General features: G+C 67.0%; 19 protein-coding genes. 11 read left to right on the forward strand and 8 right to left on the reverse strand.

The window, feature by feature from the left end; translation table 11 throughout:
- Positions 1-12 precede the first annotated feature (12 nt).
- Positions 13-495 carry a hypothetical protein gene (locus tag BW41_RS04875; protein WP_037531965.1) on the reverse strand — a complete coding sequence of 161 codons (483 nt, stop codon included), beginning with the start codon at positions 493-495 and terminating at the stop codon, positions 13-15.
- A gap of 96 nt (positions 496-591) precedes the next feature.
- On the opposite strand from BW41_RS04875, the gene BW41_RS04880 reads away from it, so the two are divergent.
- From BW41_RS04880 to BW41_RS04900, 5 genes are all read left to right on the forward strand, one after another.
- Complete coding sequence (locus tag BW41_RS04880) at positions 592-1,857, forward strand: multidrug effflux MFS transporter (protein WP_037531968.1); 1,266 nt, start codon at positions 592-594, stop codon at positions 1,855-1,857.
- Positions 1,858-1,932: 75 nt separating this feature from the next.
- Positions 1,933-2,271: a hypothetical protein gene (locus BW41_RS04885; RefSeq protein WP_037531970.1), complete on the forward strand. Its 339-nt coding sequence runs from the start codon at positions 1,933-1,935 to the stop codon at positions 2,269-2,271.
- A gap of 80 nt (positions 2,272-2,351) precedes the next feature.
- A complete protein-coding gene (locus BW41_RS04890) occupies positions 2,352-2,567 on the forward strand; it encodes a hypothetical protein (RefSeq protein ID WP_037531972.1) in 216 nt (71 codons plus the stop codon).
- Between the two features lie 270 nt (positions 2,568-2,837).
- Positions 2,838-3,491 (forward strand): outer membrane protein, encoded by a 654-nt coding sequence (locus BW41_RS04895; protein ID WP_037531974.1) that lies wholly within the window; start codon positions 2,838-2,840, stop codon positions 3,489-3,491.
- 115 nt (positions 3,492-3,606) lie between these two features.
- On the forward strand, positions 3,607-3,930 hold the full coding sequence (locus BW41_RS04900) for an HNH endonuclease (protein WP_235199522.1): 324 nt from the start codon (positions 3,607-3,609) through the stop codon (positions 3,928-3,930).
- Between the two features lie 269 nt (positions 3,931-4,199).
- Here BW41_RS04900 and BW41_RS04905 read toward each other — a convergent pair whose 3' ends face one another.
- On the reverse strand, positions 4,200-4,394 hold the full coding sequence (locus BW41_RS04905; RefSeq protein ID WP_037532045.1) for a hypothetical protein: 195 nt from the start codon (positions 4,392-4,394) through the stop codon (positions 4,200-4,202).
- 118 nt (positions 4,395-4,512) lie between these two features.
- On the opposite strand from BW41_RS04905, the gene BW41_RS04910 reads away from it, so the two are divergent.
- From BW41_RS04910 to BW41_RS04915, 3 genes are all read left to right on the forward strand, one after another.
- Entirely contained in the window at positions 4,513-4,935 is a 423-nt protein-coding gene (locus tag BW41_RS04910) for an ExbD/TolR family protein (RefSeq protein WP_037531978.1), read from the forward strand.
- Between the two features lie 183 nt (positions 4,936-5,118).
- On the forward strand, positions 5,119-5,256 hold the full coding sequence (locus BW41_RS21195; protein ID WP_153810791.1) for a hypothetical protein: 138 nt from the start codon (positions 5,119-5,121) through the stop codon (positions 5,254-5,256).
- Positions 5,246-5,533 (forward strand): type II toxin-antitoxin system RelE/ParE family toxin, encoded by a 288-nt coding sequence (locus BW41_RS04915; RefSeq protein WP_037531980.1) that lies wholly within the window; start codon positions 5,246-5,248, stop codon positions 5,531-5,533. Before BW41_RS21195 ends, BW41_RS04915 begins: the two co-directional genes overlap by 11 nt.
- A 63-nt stretch (positions 5,534-5,596) precedes the next feature.
- Here the strand turns inward: BW41_RS04915 and BW41_RS04920 are convergent, their stop codons facing one another.
- Positions 5,597-6,655 (reverse strand): ribonucleotide-diphosphate reductase subunit beta, encoded by a 1,059-nt coding sequence (locus tag BW41_RS04920; protein ID WP_037531982.1) that lies wholly within the window; start codon positions 6,653-6,655, stop codon positions 5,597-5,599.
- A gap of 33 nt (positions 6,656-6,688) precedes the next feature.
- Positions 6,689-6,886 carry a hypothetical protein gene (locus tag BW41_RS04925; protein ID WP_037531984.1) on the reverse strand — a complete coding sequence of 66 codons (198 nt, stop codon included), beginning with the start codon at positions 6,884-6,886 and terminating at the stop codon, positions 6,689-6,691.
- Positions 6,887-6,972: 86 nt separating this feature from the next.
- On the opposite strand from BW41_RS04925, the gene BW41_RS04930 reads away from it, so the two are divergent.
- Entirely contained in the window at positions 6,973-7,224 is a 252-nt protein-coding gene (locus tag BW41_RS04930) for a DUF2171 domain-containing protein (RefSeq protein WP_037531986.1), read from the forward strand.
- Between the two features lie 137 nt (positions 7,225-7,361).
- On the opposite strand, the gene BW41_RS04935 is transcribed toward BW41_RS04930, so the two are convergent.
- The 4 genes from BW41_RS04935 to BW41_RS04950 form a co-directional block, all read right to left on the reverse strand.
- Positions 7,362-7,754: an endonuclease domain-containing protein gene (locus tag BW41_RS04935; RefSeq protein WP_037531988.1), complete on the reverse strand. Its 393-nt coding sequence runs from the start codon at positions 7,752-7,754 to the stop codon at positions 7,362-7,364.
- A 187-nt stretch (positions 7,755-7,941) separates the two neighbouring features.
- Positions 7,942-9,882, reverse strand: a complete 1,941-nt coding sequence (locus tag BW41_RS04940) for a ribonucleoside-diphosphate reductase subunit alpha (RefSeq protein ID WP_037531990.1) — start codon at positions 9,880-9,882, stop codon at positions 7,942-7,944.
- 415 nt (positions 9,883-10,297) lie between these two features.
- Complete coding sequence (locus BW41_RS04945; RefSeq protein WP_235199530.1) at positions 10,298-12,925, reverse strand: EAL domain-containing protein; 2,628 nt, start codon at positions 12,923-12,925, stop codon at positions 10,298-10,300.
- Positions 12,926-12,967: 42 nt separating this feature from the next.
- A complete protein-coding gene (locus BW41_RS04950; RefSeq protein WP_235199533.1) occupies positions 12,968-13,270 on the reverse strand; it encodes a winged helix-turn-helix transcriptional regulator in 303 nt (100 codons plus the stop codon).
- Between the two features lie 183 nt (positions 13,271-13,453).
- On the opposite strand from BW41_RS04950, the gene gstA reads away from it, so the two are divergent.
- Positions 13,454-14,083, forward strand: a complete 630-nt coding sequence (gstA, locus tag BW41_RS04955; protein ID WP_037531993.1) for a glutathione transferase GstA — start codon at positions 13,454-13,456, stop codon at positions 14,081-14,083.
- Between the two features lie 169 nt (positions 14,084-14,252).
- Positions 14,253-15,773 carry a fumarate hydratase gene (locus BW41_RS04960; RefSeq protein ID WP_037531994.1) on the forward strand — a complete coding sequence of 507 codons (1,521 nt, stop codon included), beginning with the start codon at positions 14,253-14,255 and terminating at the stop codon, positions 15,771-15,773.
- The last annotated feature ends 39 nt before the right edge of the window (positions 15,774-15,812 follow it).

Here is a 15,812-nt window from a genome sequence, read left to right on the forward strand (position 1 = left end):
GCGCGCGGAGCCTTATCCGCCGACGGTGATCGTGCCCTTGGCGTTGCTGCCGTCACCGGCGAGGTCGAGGTGGAAGGGCTGCTTTTCTTCGGTGGTGCCGGTCAGGCCCTGGCCGTCCGGATGGACGGTGAAGCCCGCCTTGGCGAGCCGCTCGGTGAACCAGCCGCGCACCTGATCGGGGCTGGCGGGGCTGGTGAAGCGGACGCGCAGGCCGCCATCGTCGTTCCTGCCGCCGGCGACGTCGACCGCGTCGATCGTGGAGCCCGGATAGAGGTGGACGCCGTTGAGATCGAAATTGTCGGCCTTGAGTTGCACCTTGGGCAGCTTGAGCTGGCCCGAGAAGCCCGGCACCGCGATCTTGACCTGCCCGGTCGCGCCATCGACCGCGCCGAGCACATTGCCGCCATCGGCGTTGATCGTCACCGACGTGCCCGGACCGCGATCGCAGGCGGCGAGCGACAAGGCGGACAGGGCACAGAGCGACAGGCGGATCATGGCAACCTCGTGTATTGCGTCGGCAATACGCTAGGCCGGTCGGCGCATGCGATCAAGGGTTCCGGAGCCGATCGCTTCCCGGTAGGAGGGCGCCCCGTGACCCGCTCCTCGCACACTCCCGCGCCGGCGACCGCCGGTGCCCCCGCCGCGGCGGTGGAGCCCGCCGGCGCGCCGATCGGTTTCGCCGAATTCGTCGCGCTGGTCGCGGCGCTGATGTCGCTCGCCGCGCTCGGCATCGATTCGATGCTGCCCGCGCTGCCGGCGATCGGCGTCACGCTCGACATCGCGACCGAGAACCAGCGCCAGTTCATCGTCACCGCCTTCGTCTTCGGTTTCGGCATCGCGCAGATCGCACATGGGCCGCTCGCCGACCGTTACGGGCGGCGGACGGTGCTGCTCGCCGCGATCGGCGGTTATGTCCTCGCCAATATCGCCTGCGCGATGGCGGCGAGCTTCCCGCTGCTGCTCGCCGCGCGCGTGTTCGGCGGCGCGATGGTCGCGGCGACGCGCGTCGCGACGGTGGCGATGGTGCGCGACTGCTATCACGGCCGGCCGATGGCGCGGGTGATGTCGATCGCGTTCATGGTCTTCATGATCGTTCCCGTGCTCGCCCCCGCCTTCGGCCAGACGGTGCTGCTGTTCGCCAATTGGCGCGGCATCTTCTGGACGGTGGCGGGGCTCAGCGCCCTGATCTGGACCTGGTTCTTCCTGCGCATGCCCGAGACGCTGCGGGTCGAGGCACAACTGCCGCTGTCGCTGGGCCGCGTCGCCGCGGGATGGCGGCAGACGCTCGGCGACCGGATGTCGCTCGGCTATGCGCTCGCCTCGACCGCGCTGCTCGGCGCGCTCTACGGCTATCTCAATTCCGTCCAGCAGATCATGTTCGACACCTTCCGGCAGCCGCGGCTGCTCGCGGTGATGTTCGCGGTGACGGCGACGCTGATGGCGGCGGCGAACCTGACCAACGCGCGGCTGGTGATGCGGCTCGGCACGCGGCTGATCAGCCACAGCGCGCTGGCGCTGCTGGTGGTGCTGAGCGCGATCCACCTCGCCCTCGCCGTGCTGGGCTATGAGACGCTGGTCGGTTTCGTCATCCTCCAGGCGCTGACGATGGGCTGTTTCGGCCTCGCCACCTCCAATTTCTCGTCGATGGCGATGGAGAATATGGGTGCGATCGCCGGCACCGCGTCCAGCGTGCAGGGCTTTGCCAGCATCACCCTCGGCGCGGTGATCGGCGTGGTGATCGGCCAGGCGTTCGACGGCACCACCGCGCCGCTCGCCGGGGGCTTCCTGATCTGCGGTCTCGTCTCGCTCGGCATCGTCGCGGCGACCGAGCGCGGGCGATTGTTCCGCCCCGTCTGATCCGCGCGTCCGGCGGTGTGGACGGAACCGGGCGCGCGCCCCGCCGTTCGCACCCGGTAACACGAGGAGGTTGTGATGGGCGGACATCAGGTCACGAGCCACGGGTCGGGCGACGACGGCTATGACGAGGAAGGCTATGACGAGAGCCAGCGCGCCGAGATCCTCGAGGCGACGCGCAACGGCCCCAGCGACGGGCTGGTGCTGACCGACCTCAACCCCGACATCGGCGACGACGACGAGGAAGAGGAATCGATCGACGAGCTCGACATGGATTCGCAGGAGGTCGGCGAGAGCGACCCGACTGTGACGATGGACGAGGCGGACATCGACGAGGACGACGCCCAGGACGATTTCGACAGCGATACGACGTCCGAGGACGTCAGCGACGCCGACGACGTCGCGCTGCGGCCCTGAGCCTGAGATGATCCACCCGGCCTTGCGCCGCCGCGGGTAGGCGGCGGTGCGGGGCCGGGCGGCAGACCATCGGACGAGTGATGCGTATCCTGCTCTTCCTTCCGGCGTGCGCGCTGCTCGCCGCCTGTTCCGACCGTGCCGCCCAGCGATCGACGCGTACGGTCGATGTCGCCGCCGCCGCCTCCCGCGGCCAGTCGGACATCGACAATTATGCCGCCGCGTCAGGCCATAGACCGCGCCTGCCCACCGCCGCCGGAGCGCCCTCCCGACCCGAGGTTCGTGCCGCGCAACGCTAGTGCAGCATCCTTGCCCTTTCCCCGGTGCGTCCCTGAGGCACGCCGCTGTGGCCGCTCGGCCGCAGTGTTTTGCCACGGTCACGCCACGATTTGGGCGGATTTCGTTCATCGCTTGGCAAGGAAGTGTGATCGGAAAGCCACATCGCGGAACGTTCCCGGTAAAAGCGACTTCGCATTGCAACAAAGGTCCGAAAGCGCGGTTTGAACGGACCTGGGCTGATCGACGCTGCGGTGTCGTCGCCCGAGTTGAGGCAATAAAGGTAATCACATATGCGTAAGCTCGCCCTCGCGGCCGCCGTTGCGGCAGCGTCCTTCGCCGTCCCCGCCTTCGCGCAGGACATGTCGACCACCGGCACGACCGACACCACCGTCGCCACCGACGCGCAGGTCGACACCGCGCCCAAGGCTCCGGACGGCACGCGCGCCTTCGGCATCGAGCCGTATGTCGCCGTGATGGGCGGCTGGGAGCAGTTCGACCGCCAGACCGTCGCCGGCATCCCCGCGCAGCCCAAGGGCTATAACCTCGACGGCGCGCTGATCGAAGGCATCGTCGGCTTCAACGTGCCGCTCGGCCCGGTGTTCGTCGGCGCCGAAGGTGCGGTCGCCAAGGGCGTGTCGGGTGACATCGACTGGCAGTATGGCGCCTATGGCCGCGCGGGCTTCCGCGCCGGTGACAGCGGCCTGTTCTACGGCAAGGTCGGCTATCGCTGGAACAACTTCCACAATTTCGCGCCGGGCGTCGTCGGCGACCTGAACCGCGACTATCACGCGACCGTCTATGGCATCGGCGCCGAGGTCGGCCCGAAGGACATCGGTCTCGGTGGCCTGACCGGCAATTCGGGCCTGCGCCTGCGTATGGAGGTTTCGACCTTCGACGACGCGCACAGCTTCCGCCCGATGGCGGGTGTCGTCGCGCACTTCTAAGCGCAACGCACACGAGTGAGACGGGGGCGGGTCTGCTACGGCAGGCCCGCCCTTTTCGTATCCGCCGCCTCGTCGTCGACGGTTCGGACCCTATATCAAGGCCATGGTCGGACGGGTGAAGCGCAAGGCGGGGCTGGCGGAGGCCGCGGCACGCGCCGCGCGCGAGACGCCGCCGGCGCCGTGCCCGATCTGCGGCCGGCCGCTCGGGGCCAAGGTGGAATGGCACCATCTCGTCCCCAAGTCCGAAGGCGGCCGCGTCACCGCCGCGGTCCATCCGATCTGCCACCGCACCGTGCATGCGCTGATCCCCAATGCCGAGCTGGCGCGGACCTATGCCGATCCCGCCGCGCTCGCCGCGCATCCGGGGATCGCGCGCTTCGCCCGCTGGATCGCCGACAAGCCCGCCGACTTCCACGCCCCGACGCGGCGCGGGCGCTGAGCGGGCCGAAATAGGCCTGTCGTGGCATGTCAGGCGGTTGGACGCCGAACATGGACAAGATGGACACCTTACCGGAAACGATCACCTGCCATCGTTTCGAATCCTGACCGATTGAGAAAGAGCCGCCGCCGGCAAGGGAGCCGGTGTGCGCAGGCTAGCGTAGGTTCGGGCGTGTAGGACAGAGGTTGTTGCTAGTGGTCGGAAGAGGGTGCCCGCTCCGTGACTTGGCGGCAGGGTCGGCGAGGCCGGCGCGACCGGGCGGGCGCGACTCACTCGCCGATCAGATTGGCGACCGCCTGGAGGTCGGCGGCATTGGCGGGATCGCCCGCCGCGTCGGTGACGGCGCTGTCGTTGCCCTGATGGTCCGGCGCCGAGCCGGCATAGTCAACCGCCGCCCAGATGATCCCGCCCGCCCAGAGCAGCGCCGCCCAGCGGCTGCGGAAGATGCGGGGGGAGGGGAGCATGAGCATCGCAATAGCGGCGCGGCCTTGCCGCCGGGTTGCGCAACAGGGTTAAGCGCGACGGGCTTGACGACCCTCCGCAATCGTGATGACATGATGTCACATCACCAGGAGACCATCGATGCCACGCAAGCGTGCCTTTGCTCCCGCCGCACCGGCTTTCGACCAGCCGTTGTCCGACCTCAACATCACGCCGCTGATCGACGTCATGCTGGTGCTGCTGGTGATGATGATCCTGACGCTGCCGACCGTGCTGCACAAAGTGCCGATCGACCTGCCGCAGGGCTATGCGCCGCCGAGCGAGACGGTGACGCATCCGCTGGTGCTGGCGCGCGACGGTACGGTGACGCTGGATGGTGCCGCGCTGAGCGATGCGGCGATGCCCGCGCGGTTCAAGGCGCTCGACGCGGATCGGGCGGCGCTGCTGGTGATGAGGACCGATCCGGACGCGCGCTACGACCGCTTCGATCAGGTGCTGGCCGAGGTGAAGCGGGCGGGGATCACGCGGCTGGGGTTTGCGGGGAATGAGGCGTTGGTGGAGTGAGGCGCGGTCTGTCGCGTGCCCATTCTCTTGTCGTGGAGGATGGGTAGGCACGGCCGGTCGACATCCGCCGCTCGCCAGTACGGATTGCCGGTTTCCCTTTGTCGGAAGGGTGCTGCTCTTGCCTGATCGACGCGCCGGCGTATCTTCCCACCCATGGCGACTCACCCGAACCATGACGACGCCGTGAGCGAGACATCGGCCGAGCCGGGCTATGCGGCATGGAAGCGGGCGAAGATCGAACGTGGTCTCGATCAGTCTCGTGACCGCGGGGCGATGATCCCGGTCGACCAGATATGGCGTGATCTGACGCTTGAACGTTAGGTTCACGCCGCAGGCGCGGGACGATCTGATCGCCATCCGCGACTGGATCAGCGAGCATAACGAGTCCGCGGCCGACCGCACGATCAGCCGCGTTATCCAGACAGCGATGATGTTCGGGTCGTTTCCGTTGCTCGGGCGGGTCGGCCAAGTGGCCGGGACGCGGGAGTTCTCGGTCGTCGGATTGCCGTATCTGATCGTCTATGCGCTGGCATCTGAGAGCGAGGTCGACGTGCTGACGATCCTGCACACGTGGCGGCGCTATCCTTTGGCACCGTAGCACGGCCGCGCCGGCATGGTTGATGTGGTGGACCAGTGTCCGATCCACCACATCGTGACGGCCTTACTCCGCCGCGACGCCAGCCTGCGCGAACATATCGCCGCTCGCCTCGCCCGCATCCTCGTTCGCCGGGCGGCCGATCTTCGCCTTCTGGCGCTTGTCGAACGAATCCCAGACGTCGTTCCACTGGCCCTTGGTCGCGGCCTTGGAATATTCGGTCGCGCGCTGTTCGAAGAAATTGGCGTGCTCGACGCCGTTGAGCATCGGCGCGAGCCACGGCAGCGGGTGTTCGTCGATCATGTAGATCGGCTTGAGGCCGAGCTGCCCCATCCGCCAGTCGGCGATGTAGCGGATATACTTCTTGATCTCCTTGGGCGTCATGCCGTTGACCGGGCCCATCTCGAACGCGAGATCGATGAAATTGTCCTCGAGCCGGATCGTCGTCTGGCAGACGTCGGCGATGTCGTCCTTCACCGCCTTGGTCAGGCACTGACGCTCGGCGCAGAAGGTGTGGAACATCTTGATGATGCCCTCGCAATGCAGCGATTCGTCGCGGATCGACCAGGTGACGATCTGCCCCATGCCCTTCATCTTGTTGAAGCGCGGGAAGTTCATCAGCATCGCGAAGCTGGCGAACAGCTGCACGCCTTCGGTGAAGCCGCCGAACATGGCGAGCGTGCGGGCGATGTCCTCGTCGCTGTCGACGCCGAAGTTCTGCATGTAATCATGCTTCTCCTTCATCTCGGCATATTCGAGGAAGGCGCCGTACTCGCTCTCGGGCATGCCGATCGTGTCGAGCAGATGGCTGTAGGCGGCGATATGCACCGTCTCCATATTGCTGAACGCGGTCAGCATCATCTTGACCTCGGTCGGCTTGAACACGCGGCCGTATTTCTCGTGATAGCAATCCTGCACCTCGACGTCCGCCTGGGTGAAGAAGCGGAAGATCTGGGTGAGCAGGTTGCGCTCGTGATCGGTCAGCTTCTGCGCCCAGTCGCGGCAATCCTCGCCGAGCGGCACCTCTTCGGGCAGCCAGTGGAGCTGCTGCTGACGCTTCCAGAATTCGAACGCCCAGGGGTATTCGAACGGCTTGTACTGCTTGCGGGCTTCGAGAAGGGACATGGGGTTACTCCGGAAAATGGGGGAAAGGGGGGCTCATGGCGTGGCCCATTGCCACATCGCATGCGCCGAAAAGGCGAGGACGACGGCGAGGCTGACCGCCATGATCCCCGCCATCCGGTAGACATAGACCCGCGCCGGCCCCTGCGGGCGGCGCAGTTCGAACAGCATCCACGCGCCGGCGAGGCCGAACACCGCGGCGACCGCGAACATGATGAGGCTTTCGAGCGGCATCAGGGCAGGCTCCGGCCCGTGCGGTGCGATGCATCCAAATCGGCATCGGCTCGTTGGACCGCCGAACCCCTTGCAGGAGCAATGTCATGCACGATCACAGCAACATCAAGGAGCATATGACGGTCATCGGCGCCGACGGCGTCCATGTCGGCACCGTCGATCACGTCGAGGGCGAGCGGATCAAGCTCACCAAGAACGATTCGCCGAGCACCGAGGACGGGCAGGGCGGCAAGCACCACTACCTGCCGGCCGGCCTCGTCGCCGAGATCGAAGGCGATACGGTGCGCCTGTCGGCGACCGCCGCCAACGCCGTCGACATGTTCGAAGAGGCGGAGTGATCCGTCCGTCCCTCTCCCCTTGTGGGAGCATCGGGTAGACCGCGCGCCGCGCTGTCTAGGCCACGCTGGGAGCGTGGCCGACCCGATGCCGGAGGGACCCGCGGCCGCAGGCCGTGGGAGGGCGAGGGGGCCGTCCATTACGGGCGGCCCTTTTTCATGTCCGCGACGATCGCCGCGATCGTCTGCACGACGCCCTCGATGGCTTCCATCACATCGGCATTGGTGAAGCGGATCACGTGGTAGCCTTCGGTCTGGAGGAAGCGGGTACGGGCGGCGTCTTGCTTGATCTTGGTGGCGTGGTCGTCGCCGTCGACTTCGACGATCAGGCGCACGGCGTGGGTCGTGAAGTCCGCGTGATAGGGGCCGAAAGGGACTTGGCGGCGGAAGCGCAGGTTCGGGAAGGTTTCGCGCAGGGCCTGCCATAGCCGCAACTCCGGTTCGCCCATCTCCTTGCGGAGCTTGCGTGATCGGGTGACGGTGAGGGCAGGGAGTTGCTGGCGTTTGGTCAGGCCTTGTGCATTCCCCCTCACCCTTCCCACGGCCTGCGGCCGTAGGCCCCTTCCCTCTCCCACAAGGGGAAAGGAAGCTTGAGCCTCCGTTCCCTCTCCCCTTGTGGGAGAGGGAGGGAGCGCCGAAGGCGCGGAAGGGTGAGGGGGAAGCGTCATGCGATATACCCGCCTGTGGTCGCGCTAGTCGAAGAGCGCCAACCCCGTCACCTCACTGGCACGCCAGACATTCATCATAATCGGTCGTCTCGCCGATCTCGAAGGTCGGTGCGGCGATGGTATTGTCCGCCTCGACGCCGCCGCTGCCGGCGAAGCCAGCCCGCTGCACCGACTTGGAGCGCAGATAGTAGAGCGACTTGATGCCCAGTTCCCAGGCGCGGAAGTGGAGCATCAGCAGATCCCACTTCTCGACGTCCGCCGGGATGAACAGGTTGAGCGACTGCGCCTGGTCGATATACGGCGTGCGATCGCCGGCGAGCTCGAGCAGCCAACGCTGGTCGATCTCGAAGCTGGTCTTGTAGCAGTCCTTCTCCTCCTGGCTGAGGAAGTCGAGATGCTGGACCGAGCCGCCGTGTTCGAGGATCGAGTTCCACACCGCCTCGCTGTTCTTCGACTTCTCGATGAGCAGCTTTTCGAGATAGGGGTTCTTGACCGAGAAGCTGCCCGACAGCGTCTTGTGCGTGTAGATATTGGCGGGGATCGGCTCGATGCAGGCCGAGGTGCCGCCGCAGATGATGCTGATCGACGCGGTCGGCGCGATCGCCATCTTGCAGCTGAACCGCTCCATCACGCCGACGTCGGCGGCGTCGGGGCAGGGGCCGCGCTCGATCGCGAGCTGCATCGACGCTTCGTTCACCTGCGCGTTGATGTGCTTGAAGATGCGCAGGTTCCAGCTCTTCGCCATCGCCCCTTCGAACGGCAGGCCGCGCGCCTGGAGGAAGGAGTGGAAGCCCATCACGCCGAGCCCGACCGACCGTTCGCGGCCGGCCGAATAGGCGGCGCGCTCCATGCCCGGCTCGTGGCGGTCGATGTAATCCTGCAGCACGTTGTCGAGGAAGCGCATCACGTCCTCGATGAAGACCTTGTCGTCCTTCCACTGGTCCCACGTCTCGAGGTTGAGCGACGACAGGCAGCAGACCGCGGTCCGGTCGTTGCCGAGATGGTCCTTGCCGGTCGGCAGCGTGATCTCGGAGCAGAGGTTGGAGGTCGACACCTTGAGGCCGAGCTCGCGGTGATGCTTGGGCATCGTGCGGTTCACGTGATCGGCGAAGACGATGTACGGCTCGCCGGTCTGCAGGCGGGTCTCGACCAGCTTCTGGAACAGCGAGCGCGCGTCGACGGTGGCGCGGACGGTCTGGTCCTTGGGGCTGAGCAGGTTCCATTCGGCGCCGTCGCGCACCGCCTCCATGAAGGCATCGGTGAGCAGCACGCCGTGGTGGAGGTTAAGCGCCTTGCGGTTGAAGTCGCCGCTCGGCTTGCGGATCTCGAGGAACTCCTCGATCTCCGGGTGGCTGATGTCGAGATAGCAGGCGGCCGAGCCGCGGCGCAGCGAGCCCTGGCTGATCGCGAGGGTCAGCGAATCCATCACGCGGACGAAGGGGATGATGCCGCTGGTCTTGCCGTTGAGGCCGACCGGTTCGCCGATGCCGCGGACGTTGCCCCAATAGGTGCCGATGCCGCCGCCACGGCTGGCGAGCCAGACATTCTCGTTCCAGGTGTCGACGATGCCGTTGAGGCTGTCGGGCACCGAGTTGAGATAGCAGCTGATCGGCAGGCCGCGACCGGTGCCGCCGTTCGACAGCACCGGCGTCGCCGGCATGAACCACAGTTTCGAGATGTAGTCGTACAGCCGCTGCGCATGGCCGGCGTCGTCGGCATAGGCCGAGGCGACGCGGACGAACAGGTCCTGATAGCCCTCACCCGGCAGCAGATAGCGGTCGTTGAGCGTCTCCTTGCCGAAATCGGTCAGCAGCGCGTCGCGGCTATGGTCGACTTCGACCGGATAGGGACGCGCGCGCACCGTCCGGCTGCCGGTGCCGGTCTCGGCCGCGGGGGCGGCGGTGGTGGTCGTGTCACTGGCGTCCGCATCGCGGACGGGCGCTTCGATCGTGTCGCTGGTCATGGCCTCACCCTGCGTATCCCTGAAATCCATCGCACCCGGTCCTTCGTTCTCTAAGTGTTCGAATCGGCGGCGCAATTGGATGCTACCACCAAGACGCCCCAAGAGGAGAACAAAAAGAGCACATCGCGCTGACGCGACCAGTCCCTTGGCGCTACCCGATATGGGTGTCGCCAGTGTTCTCTACCAGTAGTTGGGTCGTCCCCCGAACTTGACCGCTACACGTTGTGGCAAACCGCAACGGCAAGCAAGAGGGTAATGCGGTGGGAGGCCGGCGGTTCCGCCGCCGCGCCGGATCGCCCTAGCAGCGAACGCGCCGCGACGCGCGGACTTTTGCGGGTTACGGAAATCGCAAGGGAAAGATCGCCTCGTGAAAATTTTTAACCGGGCGAATCTGGTTGGAGTCATGTCGGTTTTGGCGGCGACGCGGGGCGCCGAGCCGCGGCGCTCACACCGCGCGGCGGTGGTGGCGGGGCGGGGTGGCTTGCAGGCGGTCGAGGTTGATCCCCTCGGCGAATTGCAGCCCGGCCTTGCCGTCCTGCGCCCAGGCGATGCGGCCGGCGACGATCAGTTCCTCGGCGAGCTCGATCAGCACGTCGAGCCCGACCGCATTCTCCATCGCGACGCCGTCGATCATCGCGCCGCTCGCCGAGATGTTGCGGATCCGCACGTCGCCCTCGCGCCCGCCGAGCGCGAGCCGGGCCGAGCGCAGCATCTTGGTGCGCGGTGCGCGGCTGACCTTGTGGCCGACCGGCGCGGCCTGCGCGCTGCCGCCGAGCTGGACGACGACATCGGCATCGGCGATGCCGCGGCCGTAGACATAGCCCTGGATATGGCTGCAGCCGAGCGAGCGGATCAGCTCGATCTCGTCCTGGATCTCGACGCCTTCCGCGGTCGTCTCCATGCCGAGCGTGTCGGCGAGCGTGACGATCGCGCGGATGATCGCGGCATTGCGGTTGCCGGGCTGCGCCGCGCCGCGGACGAAGCTCTGGTCGATCTTGATCTTGTCGAACGGCGCGGTGCGCAGATAGCCGAGGCTGGAATAGCCGGTGCCGAAATCGTCGAGCGCGAGGCGCACGCCGATGCCCTTGAGCGCCTTGAACATTGCATCGGTCGACCCCGATTCGTCGAGGAACACGCCTTCGGTAATCTCCAGCTCGAGCCGGTGCGCGGGCAGGCCGCTGCGCGCCAGCGCCGAGGTGACGATCACCGGGAAGGCGGGATTGGCGAACTGGATCGGCGAGACGTTGACCGCGACGCGCACGTCGCGCGGCCACTGCGCCGCCGCGTTGCAGGCGGTGCGCAACACCCATTCGCCGAGCGCCTCGATCAGCCCGCATTCCTCCGCCACCGGGATGAAATCGGCGGGCGAGATATTGCCGCGCACCGGATGCTGCCAGCGCAGCAGCGCCTCATATCCGGTGATCTGCTCGGCGGCGGTCGACACCACCGGCTGATAATGAAGTTGGAAGCCGCCGTCGGCGAGCGCGGCGCGCATATCGTCCTCGAGCGCCTTGCGGCTGCGCGCGCCCGACAGCATCTCTTCCGAATAGAAACGGTGGACGCCGCGCCCGTCCGCCTTGGCGGCATAGAGCGCGAGATCGGCGTTGCGGACGAGCGCCTCGGCATCGTCGCCATGCTGCGGCGCGATCGCGATGCCGATCGAACAGCCGATCGTCACCGTCGCGCCGGCGATGAAATAGGGCTGCGACAGCGAGGCGATCAGCTCCTTGGCGAGCGTCGCCAGCGCATCGCGGCGGTCGACGCCGGGCAGGATCACCTGGAATTCGTCGCCGCCCAATCGTCCGACCAGCCCGACCGCGCCGACGCCGCGTTGCAGCCGCTGCGCGACCTGCTTGAGCAGCGCGTCGCCCGCCTGATGGCCGAGCGTGTCGTTGACCGCCTTGAACCGGTCGAGGTCCATCAGGAACAGCGCGGCGGGGCGCAGCACGCCGCCCTGCGGTTGCAGCGTCTTGTCGAGGCTCTGGCGCATGCGCTGGCGGTTGGCGAGGCCGGTGAGGCCGTCGAACAGCGCGAGGCGCTGGATCTCCGCATCCGACTTGCGCTTCTCGGTCAGGTCGCTGCCCGAGCCGATGAAGCCCTGGAAGCGGCCGAGATCGTCGATCACCGGGCGGCCGGAGATCGACCACCACCGGTCCGGCTCCTGCGCATCGTCGCCCGCGGCGCAGACGGTGTAATCGGCGAAGGAGGTGCGCGAGGAGAGATGGAAGGCGAGCGTGCGCTCGGTGCCCGGCGCGGCGCTGTCCATGCGGAAGACGTCGCTGAGCAGGCAGCCGACCGGATCGCGATAGCGCGGCGCGAGCAGTGCCGCGACCTTGGCGGACAGATAGGTGATGCGGCCCTGGCGATCGGCTTCCCAGAACCAGCCGGTGCCATGGCCCTCGAATTCGGCGATCATCTTGACCGCATGGCTGCCTTCGCGGGCGGCGGAGACATGGCGCTCGACCGCGGCGCCGTCGAGCCGGGCGAGACGCTGCGCCGCGACGAGCAGCGCGGCGAGCGCGGCGAGCGCGACCAGCGCCGGCAGTACCGTGGCGGTGGCGATCGGCAGCAGCGCGACCATGCCGGCGGCGAGGGCCGGCGCGGCGATGCGCACCGGATAGAGCGCGGTCACCGTCAGCCCGATCGCGCCGCTGATCGCGACCGCGCAGCCGATCGCGACGGCGCCCGCCGGCAGCTGCGCCGCGCCCCACAGCAGCCACAGCGATGCGCCGCCGACCGGCACCGCGGCGGCGACGATCGTGCCGGTGCGGACGTGCGGCGGCCAGCCCCGCGGCACCCGCGCGGCGAGCGTCGCCTGCACGACGCCGCCGGCGAGCAACAGCACCGCCGCCGCGACGATGATCCCGACCGGCGCCGCGCCGCCGCCGCTGCCGGCGAGCGTCGCGCCGACCAGCATCGCCGCGGCGACCGCCTGCGCGGCGAGCGCCAGCGGCCAGATCGCGCGGACATGGCCGAGATGCGCGGCATGCATCAGCGCCTCGTCATCGGACGGCATGCCGCCGAGCCCGAACAGGCGCAGCATCGGCACGGGAACGCTATCGGAAGGGTCCATGCCCGCGATGCTAGTGGCTGATGGTTGAGAAAGCTTTGCCTTCTAAGGGTCTTCGCGGTCTTGCCCGGCCTCGCGCTCCTTCAGCCAAAGGCCGAAAGCGCGCATCGCGTCCACTACGGGAACGAGGCGGTCGCCGTCCGCGGCGAGCGCATATTCGACTGTCGCGGGGACGGTGGGAAAGATCGTCCGCGTCACAAGCCCCGCCTCTTCCAGCGCTCGCAGGTCTAGCGTCAACATCCGCTGCGAGATCGCCGGTATGCAACGTCGCAGCGCGCTGAACCGCTTGGGTCCGTTGGTCAGATAGGAGACGATCAGCAATCGCCATCGACCGCCGAGCAGCCGCATCGCCTCTTCTACCGAACATCCGGTTGCGCTGCGTTTCATTTGCGGCCGTCCCTGTTCCGGCGGACGGTATTAATTTTGTGACTTTCGCACACAATAGTGCCTTCTTCCCAAAGCTCGGCCGTGTCGGCACCCATGTCGCCTCGAAGGCCGGTCCGGCCTCTTCCGTTCGCAAGGGACTGTGTCGTGAAGCTCTATTATATGCCTGCCGCCTGTTCGCTCGCCCCGCATATCGTCTTGCGCGAGCTACGCATCGACGCCGTGCTGGTACGGGTGGACAATAAGACGCACAGAACCGAAGACGGGAGCGACTTTACCGTCTTGAATCCGTTCGGTTATGTGCCTTTGCTCGATCTCGGCGACGGGACTCTTCTCCGCGAAGGACCGGCAATCTTGCAATATCTAGCCGATCTTCGACCCGAGTCGGCGTTTGCTCCCGCCGCCGGCTCGATGGCGCGCTACCGATTGCAGGAGTGGCTGAACTTTCTCTCTTCAGAAATCCACAAGGGTTTCATCCCGTTGCTCTATGCGCAGCTGGCCGGGCGCTATGCCATTGATACTGCCAGGCCGAAACTGGAGGAGCGGCTCGCGTGGGTCGATGCAGAGCTGGCGGGGCGCGACTATCTCATGGGCACTTGCACGGTTGCCGACGCCTATCTCTACGCGCTGGTGCAATGGGGGCGAGCAGAGTGGCTGGTGCCGACGTATCGGGCAAATATAAATTACGACGGGCTGCACCACCTTAGGGATTGGTATTTAAAGATGAGGGCGAGGCCTGCCGTTCGAGAAGCGTTGAGCGCGGAAGGACTACGGTAGAAGCCATTTGGACGTGAACTTGCGGCGCACGGCCGTCACCTGACTTGAACCTCCCTCGCGGTCTCTTTACTGATGCGAAGGCGATGATCTATGATCGCGGCGGACCCACCACCCCGCGCTTGGCGCATCGGTCGCGCGGCTTTAAAGGCGGGCGCGAAGGAGCCCGCCCGTGACCACCATCATCCGCGCCACCGACCTGATCGACAGCGTCGCCGATGCGCTGCAATTCATCAGTTACTATCATCCGATGGATTACATCCGCGCGCTCGGCGAGGCCTATCAGGCGGAGCAGAGCCCGGCGGCGAAGGATGCGATCGCGCAGATCCTGACCAACAGCCGGATGTGTGCCGAGGGCCACCGCCCGATCTGCCAGGATACCGGCATCGTCACGGTGTTCGTCAAATGGGGGCAGGATTGCCGGCTCGACGGCGACCTCAGTCTGCAGGAGGTGGTCGATGGAGGGGTGCGGCGCGCCTATCTCCACCCCGAGAACAAGCTGCGGGCCTCGATCCTCGCCGATCCGGCGTTCACCCGGCGCAACACGCGCGACAATACGCCCTCGGTGCTGCATGTCGAAATGGTGCCGGGGTCGAAAGTCTCAGTCGATGTCGCCGCCAAGGGCGGCGGGTCGGAGAACAAGTCCAAGTTCAAGATGATGAACCCGAGCGACAGTATTGTCGACTGGGTGCTGGAGATGATTCCGCAGATGGGCGCGGGCTGGTGCCCGCCGGGGATGCTCGGCATCGGCATCGGCGGCACCGCGGAAAAGGCGATGCTGCTCGCCAAGCAATCGCTGATGGGCGCGATCGACATGGGGCAGCTGCGCGCGCGCGGGCCGAAGAACGACATCGAGGCGCTGCGCATCGAGCTGATGGACAAGGTCAATGCGCTCGGCATCGGCGCGCAGGGGCTGGGCGGGCTGTCGACGATCCTCGACGTCAAGATCCTCGACTGGCCGACGCACGCCGCCTCCAAGCCGGTGGCGATGATCCCCAATTGCGCCGCGACGCGCCACGCGCATTTCACGCTCGACGGCAGCGGTCCGTCGTATCTCGAGGCGCCCAAGCTCAGCGACTGGCCGCAGGTCGACTGGCAGCCGGACAGCGCGGCGATCCGCGTCGACCTCGACACGCTGACGCCCGAGGTGGTGGCGCAGTGGAAGCATGGCGACCGGCTGCTGCTCAACGGCAAGATGCTGACCGGGCGCGACGCCGCACACAAGCGGATCGCCGACATGCTGGCGAAGGGCGAGCCGCTGCCGGTCGATTTCCGCGGGCGGGTGATCTATTACGTCGGGCCGGTCGATCCGGTCGGCGAGGAAGTGGTCGGGCCGGCGGGGCCGACGACGGCGACGCGGATGGACAAGTTCACGCGGATGATGCTCGACCAGGGGCTGCTGGCGATGGTCGGCAAGGCCGAGCGTGGGCCGGCGGCGACGCAGGCGATCGCCGACGCCCGGAGCGCCTATCTGATGGCGGTCGGCGGCGCGGCCTATCTGGTCGCGCGCGCGATCAAGGGATCGAAGGTTGTCGGCTTCGCGGACCTCGGCATGGAAGCGATCTACGAATTCGAGGTGCAGGATTTCCCGGTCACCGTCGCCGTCGACAGCGAGGGGCAGAACGTCCACCAGCTCGCGCCGCTCGTGTGGCGCGAGAAGATCGCGCGCGAGCGGTTGCTCTCGCCGGTGTGACGGACACGGGTGTTGCGATGATGGTACCGGGGGACCGAG

It is taken from the genome of Sphingomonas sp. RIT328 (assembly GCF_000632225.1).
Taxonomy (GTDB): domain Bacteria; phylum Pseudomonadota; class Alphaproteobacteria; order Sphingomonadales; family Sphingomonadaceae; genus Sphingomonas; species Sphingomonas kyungheensis.

Excerpts from the sequence above, each read along its gene's own strand:
- BW41_RS04875 (WP_037531965.1), bottom strand. The coding sequence starts at position 495 with ATGATCCGCCTGTCGCTCTGTGCCCTGTCCGCCTTGTCGCTCGCCGCC.
- BW41_RS04885 (WP_037531970.1), top strand. The coding sequence starts at position 1,933 with ATGGGCGGACATCAGGTCACGAGCCACGGGTCGGGCGACGACGGCTAT.
- BW41_RS04890 (WP_037531972.1), top strand. The coding sequence starts at position 2,352 with ATGCGTATCCTGCTCTTCCTTCCGGCGTGCGCGCTGCTCGCCGCCTGT.
- BW41_RS04895 (WP_037531974.1), top strand. The coding sequence starts at position 2,838 with ATGCGTAAGCTCGCCCTCGCGGCCGCCGTTGCGGCAGCGTCCTTCGCC.
- BW41_RS04905 (WP_037532045.1), bottom strand. The coding sequence starts at position 4,394 with ATGCTCCCCTCCCCCCGCATCTTCCGCAGCCGCTGGGCGGCGCTGCTC.
- BW41_RS04910 (WP_037531978.1), top strand. The coding sequence starts at position 4,513 with ATGCCACGCAAGCGTGCCTTTGCTCCCGCCGCACCGGCTTTCGACCAG.
- BW41_RS04920 (WP_037531982.1), bottom strand. The coding sequence starts at position 6,655 with ATGTCCCTTCTCGAAGCCCGCAAGCAGTACAAGCCGTTCGAATACCCC.
- BW41_RS04925 (WP_037531984.1), bottom strand. The coding sequence starts at position 6,886 with ATGCCGCTCGAAAGCCTCATCATGTTCGCGGTCGCCGCGGTGTTCGGC.
- BW41_RS04930 (WP_037531986.1), top strand. The coding sequence starts at position 6,973 with ATGCACGATCACAGCAACATCAAGGAGCATATGACGGTCATCGGCGCC.
- BW41_RS04940 (WP_037531990.1), bottom strand. The coding sequence starts at position 9,882 with ATGGATTTCAGGGATACGCAGGGTGAGGCCATGACCAGCGACACGATC.
- BW41_RS04945 (WP_235199530.1), bottom strand. The coding sequence starts at position 12,925 with ATGGACCCTTCCGATAGCGTTCCCGTGCCGATGCTGCGCCTGTTCGGG.
- BW41_RS04950 (WP_235199533.1), bottom strand. The coding sequence starts at position 13,270 with ATGCGGCTGCTCGGCGGTCGATGGCGATTGCTGATCGTCTCCTATCTG.